The following is a 23,898-nucleotide window of genomic DNA, read 5'->3' as shown; positions in this document are numbered from 1 at the left end:
GGCAGCTAGCTAAAGCGATTCGGTTGGGGCCAGCGACGCGGCTACGCTGCGGGCCAGGGCCAGAAAATTTTCGACTCGGGGCGACTTTTCATTTTTATGCCAGGCAATCGCCGTTTCCAGCGGCGGAATGGCGTTTGTTAACGGCCGGTAGAGGACCCCTTTGATGTTTAGTTTTTGGATGGAGCCGGGCAGCAGGGCGATGCCCATGCCGGCCGCAACCAGGGATACCGAAGTTTGCAGTTCATGGACCTCCTGCGATATGCGGGGCTCAAAACCGGCATGGCGGCAGATATTAATAATGCCGTCATGATACCCTTCCCCGACCTTCCGTGTTGTCATAATGAAGGAATCCGGCGCCAACTGCCGGACATCAACCGACTGGCATGCTGCCAGCTGATGATTCTGGGGGAGGGCGACAACGAAGGTGTCCCGGTAAACCACCTCAAAGTTCAATTCGGCGGTAATGACCGGCAGGCAGAGTATTCCTACCTGCAGCTCTTCCTGCAGCAAGGCCCGGGCCTGCTCGGTGGTGCCCAACTGGCGCAAGTTCAGCTCGACCAGCGGATACATGGCCCGGTACGCGGGGATCAGGCGGGGCAGCATATTAAAGGTCGCGATGCCGGTAAAGCCGACAATTAAGCAGCCCTGTTTTCCCTGCTGCGTATTGCGGGCCGCAACACAGGCTTTTTGAACATCGGCAATGATTTGATAGGCTTTTTCCAGAAAGACCCTGCCTGCTTCTGTCAGAGCCACCTGGCGTTTGGTGCGGTAAAACAACGGGGCCCCTATTTCTGCTTCCAGGTTTTGAATCTGCTGACTTAGCGGCGGCTGGGCCATTTTTAAACGGCTGGCGGCCCGGCTGAAATGCAATTCTTCCGCCACTGCAATAAAATAGTGTAGATGCCGTAGCTCCATTCCGATCCATCCTTTTATTTTTATATTTTAAAAGTATTATTTGCGTATTATTTATATATTGGACATGGATTTCCTGCTGCTTTATACTAAGTTTATAAAAAGACCCCCGGCTACCGGAGCACGGTCAAACGGGGCAACAAAATACTTGTTCAGCGCTGAACTTTTGATCTTTACTGGTCAAAAGTTTTTTTGTTGCCTTGTTTCCAGAGCGGGGAAGAGAGGATGATGCAGATGATTCAATTGCCGGAGGAGAGAATGCCTGCTGCCGGGAGACCACGCGGCTATATTATCAAAAACGCTGCCTTGCTAGATATAGCGCAGGGAGAAGTTGTCAGGGGGGCGGCGGTCCGTATTCAGGATGACCGCATTGTGGAGGTGTTTACCGGCCCGGAGCTACCGGCAGGGGTTGAGAGCTTTGACGCGGCGGGGCTGTATTTGCTGCCAGGCCTGATTGACCTGCATGTCCATCTGGTCTGGGACGGCAGTGCCGACCCACTGTATACGATGGCCAGAGACGGACACTATCTGGCATTTGCCAGAGGGATAATGAATGCCCGGAAATCGCTGGCCCAGGGGGTTACCACACTCCGGGATGTCGGGTCTGTTGATGACGTGGCCGTGGATATAGCCAGGGTATTTGCGGCCGGCATGCTGACCGGCCCGACCGTGGTTGCCGCCGGGCGGATTATTCAGCCCACAGGCGGTCATGTGCCTGAGCTTGGTTATATCGCCGATTCGCGGGATGAGTTGGTTAAAGCTGTCCGGTACATGAAAATGCGGGGCGCCGGGGTGATCAAGGTGGCCTCGACCGGCGGCGCCTACGGTCCGGAGGAAATCGGCCCGTCGGTCTATTCCCGGGAGGAGCTGGCGGTTATTGTGGCCGAGGCGCACCAGCTGGGGTTAAAGGTGGCGTCCCACTCCCTCGGACGGGTGGGGATTGCCAATGCGGTGGAGGCCGGGGTGGATACCATCGAGCATGGCGCCGATATTACCATGGATGTCCTGCAGGCAATGCAGGCGCAAAACACCTATTTTGTGCCCACCCTGGCTGTCTACAAAAAACTGTCCGAGAGTGCCGGGCAAATCCCTGAGCAATATGTTGACAAGGCCAGGACGGTGGTTGGCTGGCACCGGGAGACCTTCCGCCAGGCAATGGAGCTTGGGGTTCCCATTGCGCTGGGAACTGATGCCGGCTCGCCCAATTTCGGACCACATCCGTCAGTAGTGCTGGAGATGTGCACGATGGGGCAGTACGGAATGAACCCGGCTGATATTCTGCGGGCGGCAACCCTCACGGCGGCGGCGGCGTTAGGCCGGAGCCAGGTGATAGGGACGATTGAGGCCGGGAAACAGGCTGACATTTTGCTTGTAAAGGAAAATCCTTTGGCAGATATTCGCTGTATCAGTAGTATCCGCCAGGTGATTAAAAGCGGGGTGATGCTGTAGTCGCCTGGCCTGCCGGCTAAAAAAACTCACTTGGAAAGGAGCAAATTATGATTACTACCAGTAAACTGGAGCGTGGGGCAGCAGCAAATCCCAGTATGTTTAAGGCGGTTTTTGCCGGCTCCATCGGCAATGCATTGGAATGGTTCGACTATGGTCTGTACGGTTATTTTGCTTCCATTATTTCTTCCCAGTTTTTTGCTTCCCAAGATCCGGTGACAGCGTTGATGCTGGCCTTTATTGTCTTTGGGGTTGGCTTTGTCATGCGCCCTATCGGCGGGCTGATCTTCGGCCATTATGCCGACCGGGTGGGCCGGCGTAATGTGCTGACCTGGACGGTTATGCTGATGGGGCTGAGTACATTCGTTGTGGGGATTCTGCCGACCTATGCCCAGGTCGGTGTCCTGGCCCCCATTTTGCTTGCTGTGTGCCGGTTGCTGCAGGGGATATCGACCGGCGGCGAATGGGGGAGCTGCATGTCCTTTCTCGCTGAATATGCCACCCCCTACAACCGGGGCTTTATTGTCAGCTGGTCGCAGTTTAGTATTGCGGTGGGGCTGCTGCTCGGCTCCGGCTCAGGCGCTGTTCTCAGTTCCCTGCTTTCGCCTGAAGACATGAATGCCTGGGGCTGGCGCCTCCCGTTTCTCAGTGGAATTTTAATTGCCTTCTACGGTTTGTATATACGGCGTAAAATTGATGAAACGCCGGTGTTTAAAGGCTGTGAGGATGCCCAGACATTGGTGCAGACCCCGCTTAAGACGGTGTTGAAGCACCATAAACGGGAAACGATACTGAGCTTTGGTATTGTGATTGGCTGGACGATTTCGTACTGGATTATCATGGCTTATATGCCGACCTACATTTCCAAGGTCTTAAAGTTTCCCTTATCTGTAGGACTGTCCTTTAATACGTTCCTGATTATTGTTTTTATGCTGGCGATACCCTTTACCGGCATGCTTGCCGACCGGATAGGCAGAAAACCGGTCATGCTGGGGTCTGTGTTGGGGTTAATTGTTTTGGGCTACCCCGTATTTTACTTAATGAGTACCACGGAAAGCCCGGCTATGTTCCTTTTGGGCTTAGTTGTCCTGGCTGTTCTGGAGGCTATGCTGTGTGGCGGTGCTACGGTTTATATGACCGAGATCTTCCCCACCCACATCCGCTGCAGTGCAATCGCTATTGGCTATAATATTGCAGTGGCCTGTTTTGGCGGAACAGCACCCTTTGTTTCGACCTGGCTGATCTCGGTTACCGGCAGTAATCTGGCTCCGACCTACTATTTGATCGCCGGTGCGCTGGTCACTTTGCTGGTGTTAGTGTTTTTGGCTGAAGAAACGTATAATCAAGAGCTGGCATAACCGTGTGACGAAAGTCGTTATTGCAACTGCTGTCCGCAGAGCAAGGAAGCAGCCCTCCTGTGCATTAGGAAAGGCTGCTTCCTTGTTTTTTAGGTGACCGCTGCACTGGACTTGGCAGCGCAGTGAACGCTGCTCTAATCCCCCGGAAATAGGCATACGTTTGCGGGCTTCTATGTACTCAAGTTCTTCTTTATAATAGATAATAGATTTGCTGCTTTTGCCCTGGAGTGCCGGAACTCGCCTGATAAGCGCGATTCTGTGATTTATGTATACCTTCTGATTAGTATATATTGCGATGTAACGCCAGCGTATGCTTCTGGGGGAGGGCGGGTTACATCATTTTAAGCTGAGGTGCTCTCCTGGTTAAACTGTTCATCGTTTGTACGATCTTGTGGGCAATATCCGGCTGCGAGTGGAAAAACCTTTGGAAAGCCAAACCGGACAATACTAATATTTCGGCAGAATCAAGGGCCGCAATATCTTCCGTGTGCTTAGTGTGTTCGGTTAATCCATTTGCGCCAAAGTGTTGTCCTGGTTTGGTGTATTCTTTAACCGGGTGCTGGAAAGTTAATGATTTTAGCCTGCCAGAAATTAATATATTATAAGAATAACTAATTTCACTTTGGTTGGTAATTATATCGCCTGCATTACAATGAACATAGGAACTGCAGCAGTGGAGAAACTTTTTTGCCTCTGATACTGATAATTCGCGCAATATAGCTATGGCTTCAGTTGGTAGGCAAGCAAACCGCTTACACAAAACAGACCATAGCTCTTCTTCTGTAACGAGTTGACTATTGATAATCGGTGAATGCTTGGTGAATTTGGCATGAAACCATTCGCCTGCTTGCGTATTTACTGCTTCTCGTTTACGTGCGATGCGGAAAAAAGGGGAACGTACCGCACGGAAATGTTGAATATCATCTACAACTAAGATAAAAGGGGTCAATAAACCATAACCCGACTCGACAAAATTCTTGTTGTAACGGCGGAAGCCCATCTGCTCATAGAGACGCAGCAAATGAAAATTAGAAGAGCCAAAGGCGAATTGAATTTGGTTACTGCAGAAAAGCTCGTAACCTTTCACAATAAGCAGATAAAGTGCTGACGAGCTTCGATAAGCGGGTGCAATCATTAATTTTCCGGTAAAGGCAAATTTATGATCACTTTGTTTTGGATAAAAAGTTTGAAATGCGTCCAGAGACAGAAAGTCTGCTATTTCCTGTGGAAATTGTGTAAGAGTGCCAATATTGATCCGTACAGTACCAATTAGCTTTGAGCCAATTTTCGCATAGAGCAGAATGGTCCATTCATCGAGTTCATCATACAGCAGCTTATTAATATGGTCTGCATTTTCAAGCTGTTTGGACATTTCTTCGATATAGATTTTGTAACGCAAATGGTATACTTCTCTTTTTTCAGATGGAGTGGTGGCTATGCCAATTTGAATAGAGCTTTCTGGAGCTTCTGCCGAGCATGATGTTGCTTTTTGATAGTTGTTTATCATTTTTATCTCTCTCCTTATACTAGCTATTAACGTGCCGAATTTTTTACAAATAGATATTTTACATTTCCATTGTCTGCCACCCCCTTAATTAGGAAATACGGAGAGATTCTATATAATCCTTGTAAAAAAATGTTAAATTATGGCGTAATAAGTAAATTTATATACTATTGAGGGAAAATAAAAAGCCCTTTTTCAGGAGTATTTACTCACTGAAAAAGGGCTAGAGTGATTTGGAGTTTTATGGTGTTGACAATGTAAAATTAACCAAGAATGTAGTTCCTTCATCACTGGTGTTGATTTTAATAACGGCATTGTGTCTGTGGGCTATTTGATAACAGATTGGAAGCCCTAAACCTGTGCCTGTATCTTTGGTAGTAAAAAACGGAGTACCTAATTTATCAAGTACATGCGCCGGTATGCCAGAACCCTGGTCACTGATGGACAAGACAACTTTGCTATCTTCCATAAAGGTGCGAATAATCAGGTTGCCCCCTGCCGGCATTGCTTCAATACTATTACGTACCAGATTCAGCAGTAGCTGGCGAATTTCATTGTCATCGAGCAATAGTTCGGGAATACTGGTAAGTTCAATCTGGGTATATATTTTTGAAGTAGTCGCATCTGCCTGGATTAAGGGGAGCAAGGCCTGGATAATCTTGTTTAAAGAGCCTGTTTTAAAATTACTTGCCTTTTTCTGGGATAAAGAAAGATATTCCCGAATAATGTTATTGGCTCTGTCTATTTCTTCGATCATTAATTTGAATTTTTCTTGCTCGGTTTGAAATTTATCTTTTCTTCCCAGAACCTGCAGGTAACCGCGTACCGTAGTCAGCGGATTGCGAATTTCATGCGCGACCGTTGCCGCCATACTGCCTACCATATTCATCTTATCAAACCTTGAGGTCATTTGTTCCAGCTTTTTGCGCACTGTAATGTCGCGAATAATACCTTCCAGTGCTATGAGCTGGCCTTTGGCATCATAAATGGGGACACATTTTTGTTCGATCCACAGGGTAGTTTTATCTTTGCAAATCAGACGCAATGTTAGTGGCAATTTAACCGAGTGCGGTAGATTATTAATGAAATCGTCAAACAGACAACGATCATCAGGCTGTATCAAATTGAGCACTAATTTGTTGTCAGCGTAATATTCCTCAGGGGAGTAACCAGTAACTGACAAAACTGAAGGGGTTATATAGTCAAGTTTCACTTCAGGCAGTAATTGATAATGATAGATTACGTCGATGGCATTCTCTGCTAATAGCCGGTATTGGGTTTCCTTGTTTACCAAATCTGCTCTGGTCTTTTCAAAGTATACCATTAATGTACCCATCGCGATGACCAGGCGCAATAACCCACCCAATAAGTAACCCCAAGGTGCAAACCATGATCCGCCAATTGAAAAAGGCAGCGCTAAACTGAGTAAACTCCAGAGAATGAACGCATAGCCGGTAATTAAGCGGCCAATTCCCGGTAGTGCCAAGTTGCGTATAAAAGTTAAACCTATCCATATGATTGCAGCGCAGCAGACAAAGAGGGTGGGTAACAATTTGTAAACCACGGATGAGCATAGGACGTTTAACGCAGCATTGAGGATGAAAATGCTGACAACTCCATATAACCATCCTTTACTAAGAGGTTTGTTTATAAAGTTGCACGTACCCCATACAAACAGTAGAGCACTGATTATATTCAGCATTTGATATGTAGTCACGCCTAAGTCGGATTGTTTCCAAGCGAGTAGTCCTGAATCGAAAAGCGCAAACCGTGAGAGAAGAATGAGCCAACTGAGGGCCCATTTACCCATGTAGCGTTCGCGATACAATACATACAAATAAATATAAACAAGAACTATGGAAATCGTGCCAATCGATGATCCAATTACTGATAATTGAATATAATCCATAAATTACTCCTGCCGAAAGATAATTTATTGCATTTGAATATTTGTTCTACAATAATCGCCATATTACCTTCTTTAGGATTATTTAGCATTTTTTGTAATGGGGAAATTATACACGCTAGACTGCGGTTGCTATTATTCTGCAGGTTGTAAACGGTATTGTGTAAAGTGTATATGTTTGCCGGCATAGTACAGGACAATTGTGATGGTAAATAAATCAGGCCATTAGTATAAAAAACGTATCAGCTTTGTGGCTGATACGTTTTTTATACTTGGCGATAGAATAGGGGTTATGCAAGGCTGCTGCCCTGTTGGTAAAGTCATTATGGGGCTGCGCGGTACTTACAGCGGCTGTCCGCCGGCAATCTCGGTCACGGTTTTGGTTGCGAACCTGACACCCATAGCGAAGGCTTTGTCACAGTCCTGAGGGAATACCTCCTCCCGCCGTTTTGCCTTGGCGGCGGCGTCAAATGCTGTTGCGACATACTTGTCGTAATCGTTGAACTGGTAAGTATCTGTGACATACAAGGACTCGGTGGCGCCGAAAGTCCGGGCAAAGGCTTGTTCCGTGGTCGGGAGAATAACATCATAGCCCCATTCGTGCACCATGTCAGCGGTGATATTCATGGTGTAAATAAAACCTACCGGTTTTTTCTTCTCCAGCAGGGATGAGTAGTTTTTGTCATAGACCAGATACTGAAAGGCCATGCGCTCCATGAGTGAGCGCATCTCGCCGGTGACGTTGCCCAGGTAAATCGGCGACCCCAGGAAGACGGCGTCAGCGTCGGCGATCTTTGCCAGCACCGGCGTCAGTTCATCCTGGTAAGCACATTTGCCATAGCTTTTGCCGCCTTTTAATTTGCAGGCAAAGCAGCTGATACACCCCTTATAACTGAGGTCGTACAGGTGGATGAGTTCAGTGGCGGCTCCCTGCGAGGCCGCCCCTGCAAGCGCCTTGTTCAACAGAGTTGCCGTGTTCCAGCCTTTTCTGGGGCTGCCGTTGATCGCTAAAACTTTCATTAAAAAAATCCTCCTTTACTATTTGGCCTTGACTTCCTGATATGTATTATATATGGTTATAAGGCAGGCGTTAAGTATGAACATATTTGTTATATACTTACCTTAAAGTAAGTAAAGGGGTATTTTATGAGTGATTTTGAAAAAGAATACGGCAGCTGTTCCATGTATTATACCTTATCAATTCTTGAAGGCAAATGGAAATGGATTATTTTGTGGGAAATATTTACGGCCGGGGTTATTCGCTACAACCAGTTAAAAGCACGGCTGCAGCCAATTGCCCACAAAACCCTGAGCCAGCAGTTGAAAGAACTGGAAAGCAGCAAGCTGATTCACCGGGAACAATATAATCAGATTCCTCCCAAGGTGGAGTATTGGCTGACGGAAAAGGGGAAAACCCTGATACCCATTCTGGAGCTGATGTATCAATGGGGCGAGCAGAACCGGGAATAATACCGGTTTGGGCTGATATGTTTTTACCGCCTCGCTCACCTGGCTGAATCAATTGGTGACAAAGGTCCGATGCGCGCAACCTGTGGCGATACGCCCCTGTGCGGTGATATTCAGCTACTGAGGCAGGCGCAAGAATTACTTGCCGGGCAACTTAACGATTAAAGGGCAAAAGACAGGGCCTAGTTTCACTGATCGGATAACAGATAAAGTGACTCAAGAGAACCGTCCCCGTGAGTCAAAGGGCAAGAGGCAGGCTCTGGATAACAGAAAAGTGACTCAGGAGAACCGTCCCTCTGAGTCAAATATCAGTTGGGCGGCGGGGCCTGTGGGGGCAAGGGTAAGGATGATGTAGGAAAACCAGCGTTCCTGGCGTTTGGCGGTGAGGGAACCCGGATTCAGCAGGAGGATCTTGTTGCGGGTGAATATGCAGGGTTGATGGCTGTGACCGAAGATGATGATGTCCACCGGCTCGCCGGCAAAGACCCGGAACGCCCGGTCCGGCGTTGTGCCGCCGGTGCCGTGGCCGTGATACAGGCCAATTTGGTAGGAGGCCAGCGTCAGCACCTGCTTCTCGGGCAGCAAACGCTTTATTTCTTCCGGGTCGGCGTTGCCCGCGGTGCCGAAGAAGGGCCCCTGGCTTTGCAGAAAGGTCAGGACAGAGCGGCCGGTATAGTCGCCGGCATGGATAATCGCCCCGGCGTCGGCATGCCTGCCGGTCAGCCAGGCCAGCTTGGCCGGGGATTGGAGATGGGTGTCGGCGATAACGATTACTTTCATGGAACCTCCAACAGCGGTTGCTGTAGACTGCATTTATAAATCCTTTTTATTATGCTCAGAATGTTGTCAGGTATTTGCCCAGGGCTTTTTGCCCCCGCAACCGCTGCTTAGCCGGCTGGTCACGGTGCGGCTGGGGCTGGAACCAGGGCCGCAGCCGCTGGAGTGGCGTAGCGGCAGCCGGCAGGGGACGGCAGCCGGGATTTTGGCAATCCCGCAGCAACGGCAGAGGGTAAGCGGCGGGAGAAAAATCTCCGCCGCTTACCCTCTGCTGCTTGTGTGGGGCTAATTTCATCAGCTTCAGCCGGCAAAAATCTGGTAAATAATGAAGGCCAGCAACAGGATGCCGCTGGCAGCCAGGATAACCTGTTTGGACGGGGGCGCTTGTTCAGGCTTTCCCTCCGCCTGTTGCCGCTGCCAGGCAGCATTACTGGTGTCAGCTGCCGGCGGCTTGTCCGGCGCAACCCGGACAAGCGGCTTGCCACAGTTGGGGCAGAACTGGGCTGTGTCCGGGCATTCATAGCCACAGTACAGGCATGTAATCATAGGCGGCTCCCTTCCGGTGTTTGAATTTCTCTGGCATTTTCCCAGCAGCAGGCTGCGGCGCAGGCGGATCATTCATACCCCTTTCAGGCGGGCAGACGTAAAGGGGGTTGGTGAGCTCAAGCAAGTAGGGGCTTTGTCATTGCGGTAAAGCGCATACCGTCAACTATTTGTTCCTGGCCGTCAGCAAGGAAGCCCAGTTTTTGATAGACGGGGACGGCAAAGGGGGAAGAGCGGACGCTGATTTTACCGAGGGCCGGGTTGTGCCGGCGGCATGTATTGATCGCGGCCTGGAGCAGATGTTTCGCGATGCCCCGGTTGTGCCATTCGGCCGCGGTGAACAGCAGCGTAATATGACGGTAATCCCACATTTCGATGACGCCGATGATTTGCCGTTCCTGCCGGGCAACCAGCATGAAAGCGCGATCGGCATAATGCGGCCGCTGCCGTTCGCGGGTGATAAAATTCTTAAAGGCCTGCAGCCCCTGTTCTGAATAGCCGGGGCCGACAAAGCGGTCAAAGGTTGCGGTGATTAAGACGAGGGCACTGCCGGCTTCCTCAGGGGAAATCTCACCGATTGTATAGTCTGCCATTGGTACCTCCTGCCTGCATGCCAATTAAAATTTGCTTAGCTGCCGCCACAAACCACTGCATACAGCAGCGCAATGCGGAATTGTTAAAAAGAACCAATTGTATTATACCCTATCTGACGGCGAAGGTAAATCGGTCGGCAGGCGGGAATTTCAACAAATCTTTTTGCCCGGCACCGCCGCCGTGGCCGGCAGCGGGCCGGCGGGGACGAGCGGCCGGTCAGGCTTGACGGCCAGCCAGGCGCCAATGCCGACTACGGCCAGGGCGGCGGTGAAGGTAATCGCCAGCTGCCAGCCATAGGTGGTAGCCAGCCAGGCAGTCAGGGTCGGGGCGGTAACCCCGCCGATATTGCCCCAGAAATTCATCCAGCCGGTGACGGAACCGGAGAATTTGCCGCCAATGTCGATACAGGCAGCCCAGCCGGCGTTGAAGGTGAAGCCGAGGGAACCGAGAGACAGGGTCAGCCAGAATACGTTCCACCAGGGATCAGCCGTGACGGCGCCGAGGTAGAGGGCGGCGCAGCAAATAGTCAGGCCGGTTATGCCGAACAGGGTCCGGACTTTGTGATTGGACAGGCCGGAGGCAATCAGCCGGTCACTGATAAAGCCGGTGGCCAGGGTCACCAGGCACAGGGCCGCCCAGGGGAAAGAAGCGGCAATGCCCATGCTGGTCAGGGTGAAATTGCGGGCTTCCATGAGATACATCGGCAGCCAGGCAAGGAAGACATACATGATATAGTCGGTGATAAAGAACTGAATCCCAACCGCCCAAAACTGGGAGGAATGCATAAAATCGCGCCAGGGGGCCAGTTCCTTGGCGGTGTCCGGCTGGAGGCCGGCTTCGATATGATCGGCCTCCGCGGCTGATACATATTTGTTGTCGCGGGGCGATTCGGTGGCGAAAAAGTACCAGGCCAGGGCCAGGACGATGCCGACAGCGCCGAAGATGATAAATACCGAACGCCAGCCAAAGGCCAGCATCAGGGCCACGGTGACGGCCGGGCCAAAAACGGGACCGATAAACATGCCGCTCAGGAACAGGGCTGAGCCCCGGCCGCGCTCGCCGGGGCTGAACCAGCGGTAGATGAAGCGGCCGAAGGACGGGGCCAGCGGGCCCTCGCCAATGCCAAACAAGGCCCGCATGGCGGCAAACATGGTAAAGTTGCTGCAGACGGCGGTTAAAGCGGTGAAGACTGACCAGAAGGAGGCGGCGAGGGTAATGGTTTTGCGGTAGCCGAACAGCTCGGCCATAATGCCGCCTGGGATTTGCATCAGGGCATAACCAAGAAAAAAAGCGGTTTGCAGTAAGCCCATGTCAATTTTGCTAAAACCGAATTCGGCCATAATGGCCGGGGTGGCGACTGACAGATTGACACGGTCCATGTAGGAGAGAAAGCTGATGAGAAACATCAGGGCCGCCAGATACCAGCGGAATTGAGAAGACTGGGGTTTCATAATAAATAAGACCTCCTGTACATAGTAGTGGTAGTGAAGTGACCTGCTGGTGGCCATCGGGCCTGATGGGCGGGCCACAGCACGGCCGGGCGCGAATATAAAAAACCTCCTGCCCCTGTAAAGGGGCAAGAGGTTGACTCTCGCGCTACCACCCTTGTTATATCTATAAACTATATAGATACATCTCATCAGGTCCAACAACCCTAGCAATATAACGGTTGCACTCATAGCGAGCTGATACCGGCGCCGCCTACTCAATGTTCAGCGTTGCAGTTCAGGAATGACGATTGTATCGTTCTGTTACCGGTTCGCACCAGCCACCGGCTCTCTGCAACATACTACACACAATTAGTTCCTTCATCACTTTTCCTTAACATTATGTAATTTTTATCGGTAAACAATGTAACACTGTAAACCTATGTACAGTATATACAGGATTTACGTCTGCTGTCAATGATAATTTCTTATGTCAGATAACCACAACAATCCCCGAGTCGGTAACCATATAGCCCTTTTCCCGGTCGGCTTCATGGTTATAGCCGATTTCCTCGCCGTCGGCAATTTTTATATTTTCATCAATGATGGCCCTTTTGATCTTAACGTGGCGGCCGATCTCCACATTTTCAAACAGGATCGAATCCTCGACCAGGCTGTAGCTGTTGATTTTGCAGCACGGCCCCAGAATGGACCGGCGCACCGTGCTGCCGCTGATGATGCAGCCGCCGCAGGTGTAGGAGTTGAGGCTCTGGCCGCGGCGGCCGTCCTCGTCAAATACGGTCTTGGAGGGCGGATAATTGCCCTGGTTGGTGATGATCGGCCACCGGTAGTTGTAGAGGTTGAGCTGAGGCACCACATTAATCAGGTCCATATTGGCCTCATAATAGGAATCGATCGTGCCGACATCTTTCCAGTAGCCTTTTTCCCCCGGCCCCATCTGGGGCAGCAGGTTATCCATGAAATTATAGGCAAAGACCCGGTCGCCGTTGCCGATCATCAGCGGAATGACATGTTTGCCGAAATCAAGATCGGCATGATGCTGCCGACTTGTTTTCAGTACTTCGATCAGTTTGGCGGTGGAGAAAATATAATTGCCCATGGAGGCAAAACAGGTTGTCCGGTCGGGAATAGTGACCGGTTCCTGGGGTTTTTCGGCAAAGGCGGTGACCCGGAAGCTGTCATCGACGGTGAAGATGCCGAACCGTTTGGCATCCGCCGGGGCTACCTCCAGCGCCGCCAGCGTCATATCGGCTTTATTGATAATGTGATAGCTGATCATTTGGCCGATATCCATCTTGTACACATGGTCGCCGCTGAAGATGGCAATATAATCGGCATCGGTCGCTTCGAGGATTCGCATAAGCTGAAAGATGGCGTCGGCCGTGCCCTTGAACCATTCTTCCCCGATATTGGTGGTCTCCGGTGAAATCGTGTCATAAAATTCGCCGAGTCCGGCCCATTTGGCCCAGGAGTCTTTAATGTGCTTGTTTAAGGAGTAAGCCCGGTACTGGGTGAGAATGTATACCCTTTTGATCCCCGAATTAAACAGGTTACTCAGGACGAAATCAATGATTTTGTATTTGCCGCCAAACGGAACATAAGGTTTGGGTCTGTTTACGGTAATCGGACTCAACCGTTCACCCTTGCCGCCTGCCAATACCATGGCGATCGTATTACCCGCAAAGTTGCTTATTGCCGAAGTATACATTATTCTCCCTCCTTTATTCGTTGTCACTGAAAAAGTACTGCCGGGAAAATGGAATGTAAGACAGGTCTTGCCATTTATTATTCTGGCAACAGGAATAAAATTCCTACTTTTATTGTAAATATTCTAATTAATTTAAATAAAAAACACAAAGTATAATTATTATTTGTTGACAATTGTTTCTAATTAAGTTAAAATTATCTTAACATCAAGATAAAAATTCCAGTTGCCGGGAGGTGAGTGAGCCTGAGCAGTGATGAACAGACGCTGGCAGTAAAGCTCTTTACGGTTCTGGTCAGAACCCACAACACACTGCTGGCAGCGGGCCGGCGGGATTTCAGGCAATATGGCCTGAATCAGACGGAGTTTGCCGTGTTGGAACTTTTGTATCACCGGGCTTCCTACCCGCTGCAGCAGATCGGGGAAAAAATCCTCATTACCAGCGGCAGCATCACGTATGTGATTAACAAGCTTGAGCGGAAAGGGCTGCTGGCGCGGACAACCTGCGCCGGGGACCGGCGGGTGACTTATGCCAGTCTGACTGAGACGGGGCACCGGCTGATTGCCGAGCTTTTTCCCCGCCATGGCCAGACGCTGGCCCGGGCTTGCCGGGGGCTGACGACAGCAGAGCTGGAGCAGGCGATTATTCTGCTCAGTAAGATTGAGACACATCCTACATGAGCCGTACGTGACTGTTAGGATGGCAGGTATTAAACAGCTTGCGAGGAGGTAAGGATAATGTTATTAAGCAATTGGGACAGGCATAGGGATGTTGGCATATTGATATTGCGGGTGGGTATTGGGTTAATGTTCGTTTTCCACGGCTGGCCGAAAATCTCCGGCGGGGTTGAAACCTGGAATAAGCTTGGTCTGGCGATGCAGCACCTGGGCCTGGGGTTCGCACCTGTATTCTGGGGCTTTATGGCGGCTGCAGCCGAATTCTTCGGCGGTATGCTGATCGCTGCCGGCGTACTGACCCGGCTGACGGCCATGGTTTTAACCTTCAACATGTTTGTGGCTGTTGTGCTGAAGTTTAGCACCGGCGCCGGTCTGAGCGGGGCGTCCCAGGCGCTGGAGATGGGAATCGTCTTCTTAAGCCTGATCTTTATCGGCCCTGGCCGGTATAGTGTGGACAATCTGTTTCCCAATAAGGACCTGCCCAAATTAAACCAGGCCAGGTAGAGGGGGTGAGCAGGATTAATACTGTGAGGACAATACGCCGGGTTGTGGCAGGCTCGGCCCAGGTTGACGGGGCGGGCGTAAGGCTGGTGCGGGTAATCGGCCGGGCCGATACCCGGGAGTTTGATCCGTTTCTGATGCTCGATGCCTTTGACTCCCGCAACCCTGACGACTATACCCGGGGGTTTCCCTGGCATCCGCACCGGGGGATTGAAACGGTAACCTATCTGATCAATGGTGACATTGAACATAGCGACAGCCTGGGCAATAAGGGGAGTATTCTGGATGGCTGCTGCCAGTGGATGACCGCCGGCAGCGGCATTCTCCACCAGGAAATGCCGCAGGCCTCGGAGCGGATGCTGGGGGTTCAGCTGTGGCTGAACCTGCCCCGCCGGGACAAGCTGGTCCGGCCCCAGTATCGCGACCTTGCCGCCGCCATGATCCCGCGAGTACAGGAGCCGGGGGCGGCTATCGGGGTGATTGCCGGCCGTTATGGCCAGACAACCGGTGCAACCCAGGGCGATTACGTAAAAACCCTGTTTCTGGATGTGGTGCTGGAACCGGGACGCGAGTGGCAGCTGTCCACAGCCCGGGAGGATACCCTGTTTGTCTATATTGTGGACGGGGCCGGCTGTTTTGCCGGCGACAGGCACAAGGTGACCGGCAGCCGCCAGGCCGTGCTGTTTAACAAGGGCGACAGGTTTGTTGCCCGGGCGGCCGAGCAGGGCCTCCGGTTTCTCCTGTTTGCCGCCGAGCCGCTGCGGGAACCGATAGCCTGGGGCGGACCGATTGTTATGAACACCCGTGAGGAATTGCAGCAGGCTTTTCAGGAGCTAGAAGACGGAACGTTTATCAGAAAATAGTGCCTAATCTGAAGAAAGCAATCACCGGTAACAGGGGATTGCTTTCTCGTTTTTTTGTACTATAATGTAATCATTGAACCCTGTTCACAGGTTGTGTTCGGCACAAAAGGGAGCGGACCGCTATGGCTGAGAAGTTATTTTATTTTGCCTTTGATTTTATTTTACCGCTGGTTGTGGGCTATTACCTGCACAGCAAGTGCTGGCTGAGTGAAAAAGCCTGCGACCGGATTATCATGATCAATATTACCGTCTTTTGCACGGTTTTGTCGCTGCTCAGCATCTGGGTAGTGCCGCTGGAGGCCGGTGTCCTGCTCTGGCTGCCGGTTTTCGGGATTATTTTAAGTTTCGTGCCGGCCCTGGCGGCTTATCTGAGCAGGAAGTATGAAGACGGCCCGGAAAAGGGCAGCTATCTGGCGGCGGCGATGTTGTCCAATACCGGCACGCTGGGCGGCTTATGCACGTTTTTTCTCTTTGGCGAGACCGGCTTTGCCTATATTCAGATTATTGCCCTGGCGCAAAATCTGCTGTTTTTGTTATTTTGTTTCCCTGTGGCCCATTATTATCAGCAAGTGTTTCAAAACAGCCGCGTTGCCGGCACCCTGAACGTTAAGGCCCTGTTTTTCAACCGTAAGCAGCTGCCTGTGGCCGGCCTGGCGGTGGGGGCGGCGCTGTCGGCGGCCTCTGTGCCGCGGCCGGAATTGCTGGGAGACCTGTTTCAGATTTTGATCCATCTGGCGGCCTGGACGGCGCTGATCCCGGCCGGCTACTCGATCCATTTTTCCACAATGCCCAAGTATTGCGGCTGCTGTATCAAGAGCCTGGTGCCGATTAAATTCATCGTCTCCCCGCTGGTGGCAGTCCTGCTGGCCTACCCGTTGTTTACCGATCCGGTTATTTTCGGCTCCATCCTGATTGCCGCCAGCGGGCCCACCGGCATTAACGCCATTGTCCTGGCCCGTTTATATCAGCTGGATCTGGATTTGGCCGGGGCGGCATTTTTTCTGACGACCGCCGTGTTTCTGGGAGCGGTGTATCCCCTCTTGTTTTTATGGCTCCATGTGTAGTCAGGCCGGTAGCCGGTTCAATCAGGCAGGTTAAACATAAACACCGTATCGGCTCCGGCCTGATACGGTGTTTAGTGTTTATGCTTGCGGTTTGTTGTCGCCGTCGGCCGGCGTTTCCCCGGTCTGCTCCTGGTTGTGCCGGCACCGGCCGGCACTGCGTTTACCGAATAAAAAGGTCCGGTGTCTGGACTTTAGCTTTCTGATAATGGCGCCGTCGGTGCCGGCCAGCGCTTTGCCGGTTTTATCGAGGGCATCGGCCAGGCAGCAGGCATAGGTGAGACTGCGTTTTAATCTTGCGCTCAGCCGGCGCAGCTGGGGCAAATAAGGCGCCAGCTCCATCGCCTGCAGGCTGACAGGCTGGCGAAAGACATAAAACTTCCAGGCTTCGCAGGCCATAGTGACAGGCAGGACAACGAGGATTAATGTCGTTATAATCTTCAGGGTTAACGGGCTGGCGGACGCGTTGTAAATATCCAGGCTCCAGCGGGGGTCAAGGCTGGAGACTATAAGCCGCGGATATAAACCGGTAAACAGGGAGGCGGTCAGGGCGATAATGGCCAGGCTGCTTAAGGCCAGACCGGGCAGCGGTTGTTCCCGCTCCAGGCTGCGGCGGCTGCAATACAGGCAGACCAGCGCGGCTGCGATCAGCACCAAGGCCGGACCTTTATGGCCAGCAGTGGCCGAGACGGCAGTCAGGGCGCCAAAGCCGGCGACGGCAGCCAGGGCATAGCCGCTGACAGCCAGGCCTGTCTGCCGCAGCCGCAGAGCCAGGCCGGACTCGAGCTTCCAGGTCAGGTATACCGCTCCCTGAACTGCAAACAGGAGCGTATAGGTGAGCCCGCTTACCAGGGAATAGGGGCTGAACAAAGCCAGGAAACCGCCGCTGTATTGTCTGTCACCGTCAACAGGCAAGCCGGCGAGCAGGCTGCCTAAGGCAATTCCCCAGATCAGCGCCGGCGCCAGGCTGCCCAGAAAAACCGACCCATAGCAAAAGCGGCGCCAGGACGGATGGTCCTCTTTATTGTGGAGTTCGATCGCCAGACCCCGGAGCAGCAGGGCCACAAGGACAACAAACAAGGCGAGATACAGGCCGCTGAACAGGGTGGCGTACACGTGGGGGAAGCCGGCAAATAATACCCCGGCGGCCACAATAAGCCAGACCTGGCTGCCTTCCCAGACCGGGGCGATTGACCGGATAAGCGCCTGCCGCTCGATATCGGTCCTGCCGGTCCACAGCAGCATGCCGACACCGAAATCAAGGCCGTCTAACACCAGAAAGCCGGTAAACAAGATGTAAAATAAAAGGAAGCAGAGTGTGTTCAGATCCATACGGCACCTTTCCGCAACAGTTATTATGGTTATGATTCCGGGCCGGCGACAATGACTTTGCGCATGAAATACAGGGCCGCTGCGCTCATGGCCAGATAAATCACCGTATAACCGGTCAGCGTTACCCCGATGCTGGTTAGGGATACAACCTTCGAGATACCCTGCTCGGTCCGCAGCAGGGTATAAACAATCCAGGGCTGGCGTCCCACTTCGGCCAGAATCCAGCCGGCGGTACTGGCGATATAGGGCAGGGGCATACTCCACATGATCGTGCGGAGCAGGACCGGGCTTGTTTCCAGCTGCTGCGTCCGCCAGTACCAATACACAAGGAGCAGCAGCCCTGACAGGTACAGGCTGATCAGGACCATAAGCCGGAAACTCCAGAATAACAGTGCGACCGGCGGGATATAATTGCCTGGTCCATAGGCTGCGGTAAGGCTGGCCTGCAGCTCTTTCATACCCGCCACCTCCGCATCCAGGCGGTTGCCGGCCATGAGGGACAACAGGCCCGGTACGGCTAGCTCAAAGGCATTGCTGCTCGTAGCGGGGTCGATCAGGGCCGCCACTGTAAATGGCGCCGGCCGCGACGTTTCCCACAGGCCTTCCATCGCGGCGAGTTTCATCGGCTGAACTTTCCCCAGATATTGGGTGTAGAAATGGCCGGTGCCAATAACGAGGACTGTGGCCAGCGCCGCACAGAGAAAGCCCAGGCGGAAGGAGGTTCTAAACAGGTTCGTATACCGCTTGTGCAGCAGGTAATAGGCACTGACAGCCATCATAAAGAAGCCTGCCGTCAGCAGGCCTGTCAGGACGGTATGGGTATACTGGTAAAAAACGTAGGGGTTTGTGATTACAGCCATAAAATCATGCAGCCGCAGGTGATCCCCGGCCAGGATATAGCCTGTCGGGTGCTGCATGAACGCGTTGGCTGTCAGAATCCAGAAGGCCGAGAGGTTGGCTGTCAGCGCCACCAGCCAGATGGTCAGCAAATGCAGCCGCTTGGACAGCGGCTCCCAGCCGTAGGCCCAGAGACCGATGAAGGTGGACTCCACGAAAAATGCCGTCAGGGTTTCGATGGCCAGAGGCACACCAAAGATATCACCCACAAACCGGGAATATTCGGACCAGTTCATGCCAAATTCAAATTCCTGGATAATGCCGGTAAGGATGCCCACTGCATAATTGATGAGAAACAGTTTGCCCCAAAATCTGGCCAGCACGTTATAGTGGGTATGGCCGGTGCGGACATACCTGGTCTCCAGCAGGGCAACCAGGAGGACCAGGCCGAGGGTCAGTGATAAAAACCAGAAGTGATAGGTCAGGGTTGTTGCAAATTGCCAGCGGGCCAGTAGTAGTTTATCCATTGTCTCCCTCATTGCCGGTTATTACGGTACTCCCTATTATTGCCGGTTTTGGCGGCGGCTACTCAGAAAAAAACAGCACCGTGTCTGGTGACGGTGCTGTGGCCGGATGGCTATAACAGGAAATCGGTTGATAAGAATTTGGATTTATCGCCTTTGACAATTTCCGTAATCAATTGCTTATTGGCCGGTGTTATTTTGGCGGCTACCATCGTCCTGATGGAAAATGCCCGCAGGGCATCGGCCACCGACAACGTGCCTTCGGCCGAATCCTTGCGGCCGGTAAAGGGAAAACTATCCGGCCCGCGCTGGCACTGGCTGTTGATATTCACCCGGCAGACCTGGTTGACCAGCGGGTCGATCAGACTGGCCATCAAAGCCGCATCGGTGCCGAAGATGCTGACCTGCTGGCCATAATTGGACTCGATGATATAGCGCACAGGTTCGCTGATATCATCATAGCCGGCTACCGGCACTACCGGCCCGAACTGCTCTTCCGTATACAGCCGCATTTTCTCCTTGACCGGGTACAGGACGGCAGGCCTGAACAGCGGCCCGGCGGCGGTGCCGCCGTCCGGATTGACTACTGCCGCGCCCTGGCTGACGGCATCGGCAATCAGTTCCTGCAGATATTGGCTTTTGCCCGGTTCCGGCAGGGGCGTAATTTTGACACCGCTCTCCCAGGGCATGCCGAGTGTAAGACTGTCGACTCTGGCGGCGAAGCGCCGCAGGAATTCGTCGATGATCCGGTTATGGACAAACAGGATTTTTAATGCCGTACAACGCTGGCCGTTATAGGATAGGGCCCCGGCCACTGTTTCCTCCACCACCTGGTCAAGGTCCGCGTCGGCCAGCACAATAGCGGCGTTTTTCGCTTCCAGGCCCAGAATACTGCGCAGCCGGTGGGGCTTGGGGTGCTGCTGCTTGAGAGTATCGGCCACGGCGCTGGAGCCAATAAAGGCCAGCACGTTGACCCGGCCGGACTGCAGCAGCGGGCCCACCACTTTTTGACCGGAGCCGTAAACCGTATTGACCACCCCGGGCGGAAATGCATCCCGGAAGGCCGCCAGCAGCGGCGAATGCAGCAATACGCCCAGCTTGGGCGGTTTGAAAACAACGGTATTGCCCATAACCAGGGCCGGAATCAGGGTGGTAAAGGTCTCGTTCAGCGGGTAATTATAGGGTCCCATACATAATACGACCCCTAACGGGGCCCGCCTGATCTGGGCCAGTATTCCCTGCTCGATGGTGAAGCGGGAGGACTCCCGGTCCAGGACCTTGAGCGCCTCCAGGGTATCGCGGATGTATTCCACTGTGCGGTCAAACTCTTTCTCGGCATCAGGCAGTGTTTTGCCGATCTCCCACATGAGCAGTTTTACCACCTCGGCCCGTTGGTCAATCATGCTGCGGGTAAAATGCTCCATATGGCGTATTCTCTGTTCGACCGTCATCGTCGGCCACAGGCCGCCGCCCTGATCATAGGCTTTTTCCGCCGCCGCCAGGGCCGCCAGGGCCTCCTCGCCGGTCAGGACCGGATAACAGCCAAGGACCACCGGCTGCAGGGTGCCGTCTTTTTGTACCTGGACCGGTGAGATTACCTGCTGGCAAGGTCCCTGCCACTGCCTGAGCTCGCCGTTAACCAGGTACTCCTGTTGCAGGACCGGCTGCTTAAGCCGGTATTGTTCCGGAATATCGGCCTCGCCGGGAAACAGGCTGCGCAGTTGTTCGTTGTGTTCCAAGATTTCACCACTCCTTTCTGCTTCGTTTCCATCCTCGGTATAGGTTAATACTTCGCGGCTGGCTGCCACTTTCCTCCAGTGTTTCTGCCTGGTTTGTTTTTTTACAGGTTAGTCATTCGCCTGTAAAAAATCGATTTCACCGTCGACCATGACAATCTCCGGGCGGGCCGACATGATCAGCGGGTCTTCACTCCATACGACCAGATCAGCGTCCAGGCCGGGGGCCAGGCTGCCGATCCGGTCGGCAAGCCCCAGAATCCTGGCGGCGTCGCAGGTAATCATGCGCAGCGCCTGCCGGGCCGGCAGGCCATAGCGGGTGGACAGGCCGGCATAGAGCGACAGGAAGCAGCTGGGGGTTACCGGATGGTCGCTCATCATGGTAAAGGCTACGCCCTGCCGGTACAACAGGGCCGGTGATTCCATGGTCTTGTCCTTCAGCTCCACCTTTGACCTCGTGGATAGGGTTGGCCCCAGCACTACCGGGATCTTTTCGGCTGCCAGCAGGTCGGCAACCAGATAAGCCTCGGTGCCATGCTCAATGATGATTTCCACATCGAACTCCCGGGCAATCCGGATCGCCGTAATAATGTCGTCGGCCCGGTGAGCGTGGGCCCGGAGCGGCATCTCCCGGCGCAATACCCTGGCGATTGCTTCCAGGCCCATATTGTATTTGAAATCCTTTTCCCCCTGCTGCTGCAGGTACTGGCGGGACTGCCAGAAGGCCTCGCGGATGAGGGCGGCGGTAGCCATGCGCGACACGGGCATCTTTTTGCGGTCGGCCCCGTAAACCCGTTTGGGGTTTTCACCAAAGGCGATTTTCAGTCCGGCATACCGCTGCAGCAGCATTTGTTCGACGGTGGCCCGGGGGGCTGTTTTCAGGAGTACGCATTGGCCGCCGATGGGATTGGCGCTGCCTGGCGCCACCATTACGGTTGTTACGCCTCCCTGGTAGGCTTCCAGCAGGCCGAGGTCGGCGGGGTTAATGGCATCAAGGGCATGCAGGCCGGGGGTAACCGGCTCGCTGCGTTCATTGACATCCGAACCGGCCCAGCCCATGCCTTCGCTTTCAATCCCTAAATGGGTATGGGCGTCAATGAGGCCCGGGGTGATGATTTTGCCGGTTACATCGATGACCCGGCAGGCGGACGGAATGTCCAGGTTGCTGCCGACGGCCCGTATCTTGTCGCTGCGGACGATAATGGTGCCCCGGTCCAGGGTTTTGCCGCACATGGTCAGGATTTTTCCCCCTGTTAATGCAATCATTTTTTTCCCTCCAGTCAGTATTTGCCGCCGCAAGCAGCAGCGGACCCCTGCCGTGAGCCGGCGGTTCTGGCGTCCCTTGTATGCAGTCAGGGCTCTATAACATATATTACCTCCTGCCGGCAAGATTTCCTGCCTGATATTTCCTGAACCGGTGCCGGGTAATGCGGGCGGGAAATATTGATTGCAAATAAATATAATATTGCAATCGTAGGTCTGGATACTATATAATGAACCAGAGAGGTGAGGCTAGTACTTCATCTTTCTTAAAAGCGAGGGAATAGTTTGCGCAGATTTTTTCGGCCGGCTAGGCGGAGGAGTCGCGCATATCGGACATATGTAAGGCGACGACAACAATTCAGGGCGGAAAAAGATGCGCAAAATATCCTTGATTTCAAGGGAGATGAAGTACTAAATGGATATTAATCTCAAAAGAAAGATTACCGGGCTGGAGCAGTCACAGCTTATTCATACTGCTCTTTGCCCGGACGGACAAATCACCCGGCCGAATCAGCTTGTTAAAACAGGCAGTTTGACTGGCCGCCGGGATTCACTGACAGAATTGCAGCAAAAAATACTGACGACCGCGATTGCCCTAAGCTACGAAAGCAGGCCTGATAAGCCGGATCCTGCCGCTTATAAGATGCACTTCAATGAGTTCGCAAAAATTTGTGGTGATTCAGCGCCTGCTGACATGTATGCTTATATCGTCAATGAAATTGAAAAAATATCCAAAAAAGGCCTGTGGCTGTATGATGAGCAGACAAAAACCCTGATCCGGACCCAGTGGTTCCAGGCGATTTCCTATCAGGGCCAGGCGATTCACTTTCAGTTTACGGAGCGCGTGCTGTCTCTAATTGCCGCTATTGATCCCGGTGATATTGAGTACCGGCTGGTAAAAGGAATTCAGTATAAAGGCAAGCATACGCTGGCCGTGTTTGAAATTCTCCGGTCCTGGCAAGCCGCCGGGGTGGTAGAATACAGTATTGCCGAGATGATGCGGCAATTATCGCTGGAACACACGCGCTATTCCTATGGCCAGCTGCGGCTGCGGGTTATTGAACCGTCAATCCAGGAAATTTATGAATGGGATGACGCTATTTTTGTCCGGTTTGGCCCCACATTTTCCGGGCGCCGGGTGGAAGGTATCTGGTTTGAAGTGATAACCGGGGAAAAAGCCCGGGAGCTGCGAAAAAAAGAACCGGAATTTAAATTCTCATCGCCGGAGCAAAAACATGGGCAATCAATGTGAATTTAACGATTGCAATGACAATGTTTGTTGCAATCGATAAAAAGTTGTCCTATAATATAGATAACTGAAAGAAGCGGCGAGATAGTATTGAGTAGCTCCTTTTTTGCGCGAGATAAAAATGTATGATTTTATTGAATTAGAACCTGGATGGGCGTAAAATGATACTAATCAGACAATGTCTGGCGCAGCCG

22 protein-coding genes and 1 other annotated feature are annotated in these 23,898 nt (G+C 52.6%); of the genes, 9 read left to right on the top strand and 13 right to left on the bottom strand.

What is annotated here, in order from left to right:
* Window positions 1–9 precede the first annotated feature (9 nt).
* On the bottom strand, window positions 10–915 hold the full coding sequence (locus tag ACZ481_RS18250; RefSeq protein ID WP_464766760.1) for a LysR substrate-binding domain-containing protein: 906 nt from the start codon (window positions 913–915) through the stop codon (window positions 10–12).
* 222 nt (window positions 916–1,137) lie between these two features.
* Here ACZ481_RS18250 and ACZ481_RS18245 point away from each other — a divergent pair, with 222 nt between their 5' ends.
* Window positions 1,138–2,361 carry a metal-dependent hydrolase family protein gene (locus tag ACZ481_RS18245; protein ID WP_464766759.1) on the top strand — a complete coding sequence of 408 codons (1,224 nt, stop codon included), beginning with the start codon at window positions 1,138–1,140 and terminating at the stop codon, window positions 2,359–2,361.
* A 47-nt stretch (window positions 2,362–2,408) separates the two neighbouring features.
* A complete protein-coding gene (locus ACZ481_RS18240; RefSeq protein ID WP_464766758.1) occupies window positions 2,409–3,716 on the top strand; it encodes an MFS transporter in 1,308 nt (435 codons plus the stop codon).
* Between the two features lie 331 nt (window positions 3,717–4,047).
* On the opposite strand, the gene ACZ481_RS18235 is transcribed toward ACZ481_RS18240, so the two are convergent.
* From ACZ481_RS18235 to ACZ481_RS18225, 3 genes are all read right to left on the bottom strand, one after another.
* Window positions 4,048–5,223: a GNAT family N-acyltransferase gene (locus tag ACZ481_RS18235; protein WP_464766757.1), complete on the bottom strand. Its 1,176-nt coding sequence runs from the start codon at window positions 5,221–5,223 to the stop codon at window positions 4,048–4,050.
* A 238-nt stretch (window positions 5,224–5,461) separates the two neighbouring features.
* Window positions 5,462–7,129 carry an ATP-binding protein gene (locus ACZ481_RS18230; protein ID WP_464766756.1) on the bottom strand — a complete coding sequence of 556 codons (1,668 nt, stop codon included), beginning with the start codon at window positions 7,127–7,129 and terminating at the stop codon, window positions 5,462–5,464.
* A 339-nt stretch (window positions 7,130–7,468) separates the two neighbouring features.
* Entirely contained in the window at window positions 7,469–8,146 is a 678-nt protein-coding gene (locus tag ACZ481_RS18225; RefSeq protein ID WP_464766755.1) for a flavodoxin family protein, read from the bottom strand.
* Between the two features lie 126 nt (window positions 8,147–8,272).
* Between ACZ481_RS18225 and ACZ481_RS18220 the strand changes: the two genes are divergently transcribed.
* Entirely contained in the window at window positions 8,273–8,596 is a 324-nt protein-coding gene (locus ACZ481_RS18220; protein ID WP_464766754.1) for a winged helix-turn-helix transcriptional regulator, read from the top strand.
* Between the two features lie 276 nt (window positions 8,597–8,872).
* Here ACZ481_RS18220 and ACZ481_RS18215 read toward each other — a convergent pair whose 3' ends face one another.
* Window positions 8,873–9,373, bottom strand: a complete 501-nt coding sequence (locus ACZ481_RS18215) for a metallophosphoesterase family protein (RefSeq protein ID WP_464766753.1) — start codon at window positions 9,371–9,373, stop codon at window positions 8,873–8,875.
* On the opposite strand from ACZ481_RS18215, the gene ACZ481_RS18210 reads away from it, so the two are divergent.
* On the top strand, window positions 9,372–9,659 hold the full coding sequence (locus ACZ481_RS18210) for a hypothetical protein (protein WP_464766752.1): 288 nt from the start codon (window positions 9,372–9,374) through the stop codon (window positions 9,657–9,659). The genes ACZ481_RS18215 and ACZ481_RS18210 overlap by 2 nt on opposite strands.
* An 11-nt stretch (window positions 9,660–9,670) precedes the next feature.
* Here ACZ481_RS18210 and ACZ481_RS18205 read toward each other — a convergent pair whose 3' ends face one another.
* The 4 genes from ACZ481_RS18205 to glgC all read right to left on the bottom strand — a co-directional run bounded on the left by ACZ481_RS18205 (window position 9,671) and on the right by glgC (window position 13,663).
* The gene (locus ACZ481_RS18205; protein WP_464766751.1) at window positions 9,671–9,916 is read right to left on the bottom strand and encodes a zinc-ribbon domain-containing protein; all 246 of its coding nucleotides are present in this window, start codon (window positions 9,914–9,916) and stop codon (window positions 9,671–9,673) included.
* Window positions 9,917–10,032: 116 nt separating this feature from the next.
* A complete protein-coding gene (locus ACZ481_RS18200) occupies window positions 10,033–10,506 on the bottom strand; it encodes a GNAT family N-acetyltransferase (RefSeq protein ID WP_464766750.1) in 474 nt (157 codons plus the stop codon).
* Window positions 10,507–10,656: 150 nt separating this feature from the next.
* Complete coding sequence (locus ACZ481_RS18195; protein ID WP_464766749.1) at window positions 10,657–11,958, bottom strand: MFS transporter; 1,302 nt, start codon at window positions 11,956–11,958, stop codon at window positions 10,657–10,659.
* Window positions 11,959–12,076: 118 nt separating this feature from the next.
* Window positions 12,077–12,328: a binding site (T-box leader), on the bottom strand.
* A 99-nt stretch (window positions 12,329–12,427) separates the two neighbouring features.
* Window positions 12,428–13,663 carry a glucose-1-phosphate adenylyltransferase gene (glgC, locus tag ACZ481_RS18190; RefSeq protein WP_464766748.1) on the bottom strand — a complete coding sequence of 412 codons (1,236 nt, stop codon included), beginning with the start codon at window positions 13,661–13,663 and terminating at the stop codon, window positions 12,428–12,430.
* A gap of 237 nt (window positions 13,664–13,900) precedes the next feature.
* On the opposite strand from glgC, the gene ACZ481_RS18185 reads away from it, so the two are divergent.
* The 4 genes from ACZ481_RS18185 to ACZ481_RS18170 all read left to right on the top strand — a co-directional run bounded on the left by ACZ481_RS18185 (window position 13,901) and on the right by ACZ481_RS18170 (window position 16,766).
* Window positions 13,901–14,341 (top strand): MarR family winged helix-turn-helix transcriptional regulator, encoded by a 441-nt coding sequence (locus tag ACZ481_RS18185; RefSeq protein ID WP_464766747.1) that lies wholly within the window; start codon window positions 13,901–13,903, stop codon window positions 14,339–14,341.
* 57 nt (window positions 14,342–14,398) lie between these two features.
* Complete coding sequence (locus ACZ481_RS18180) at window positions 14,399–14,842, top strand: DoxX family protein (RefSeq protein WP_464766746.1); 444 nt, start codon at window positions 14,399–14,401, stop codon at window positions 14,840–14,842.
* 23 nt (window positions 14,843–14,865) lie between these two features.
* On the top strand, window positions 14,866–15,702 hold the full coding sequence (locus ACZ481_RS18175; RefSeq protein ID WP_464766745.1) for a pirin family protein: 837 nt from the start codon (window positions 14,866–14,868) through the stop codon (window positions 15,700–15,702).
* A gap of 122 nt (window positions 15,703–15,824) precedes the next feature.
* A complete protein-coding gene (locus ACZ481_RS18170) occupies window positions 15,825–16,766 on the top strand; it encodes an AEC family transporter (protein ID WP_464766744.1) in 942 nt (313 codons plus the stop codon).
* 78 nt (window positions 16,767–16,844) lie between these two features.
* Here the strand turns inward: ACZ481_RS18170 and cydB are convergent, their stop codons facing one another.
* From cydB to ACZ481_RS18150, 4 genes are all read right to left on the bottom strand, one after another.
* Window positions 16,845–18,095, bottom strand: a complete 1,251-nt coding sequence (cydB, locus tag ACZ481_RS18165; protein ID WP_464766743.1) for a cytochrome d ubiquinol oxidase subunit II — start codon at window positions 18,093–18,095, stop codon at window positions 16,845–16,847.
* Window positions 18,096–18,124: 29 nt separating this feature from the next.
* Window positions 18,125–19,459, bottom strand: coding sequence for a cytochrome ubiquinol oxidase subunit I (locus tag ACZ481_RS18160; RefSeq protein ID WP_464766742.1), 1,335 nt, complete (start codon window positions 19,457–19,459; stop codon window positions 18,125–18,127).
* Window positions 19,460–19,569: 110 nt separating this feature from the next.
* Complete coding sequence (locus tag ACZ481_RS18155) at window positions 19,570–21,195, bottom strand: NADP-dependent glyceraldehyde-3-phosphate dehydrogenase (protein ID WP_464766741.1); 1,626 nt, start codon at window positions 21,193–21,195, stop codon at window positions 19,570–19,572.
* A gap of 108 nt (window positions 21,196–21,303) precedes the next feature.
* Window positions 21,304–22,458 (bottom strand): amidohydrolase, encoded by a 1,155-nt coding sequence (locus ACZ481_RS18150; protein ID WP_464766740.1) that lies wholly within the window; start codon window positions 22,456–22,458, stop codon window positions 21,304–21,306.
* Between the two features lie 412 nt (window positions 22,459–22,870).
* Here ACZ481_RS18150 and ACZ481_RS18145 point away from each other — a divergent pair, with 412 nt between their 5' ends.
* Entirely contained in the window at window positions 22,871–23,707 is an 837-nt protein-coding gene (locus ACZ481_RS18145; RefSeq protein ID WP_464766739.1) for a replication initiation protein, read from the top strand.
* Window positions 23,708–23,898 lie beyond the last annotated feature (191 nt).

Source organism: Sporomusa intestinalis, from assembly GCF_055383785.1.
The sequence above is the reverse complement of the archived record's forward strand: the minus strand, read 5'-3'. Positions and strand labels throughout refer to the sequence as shown.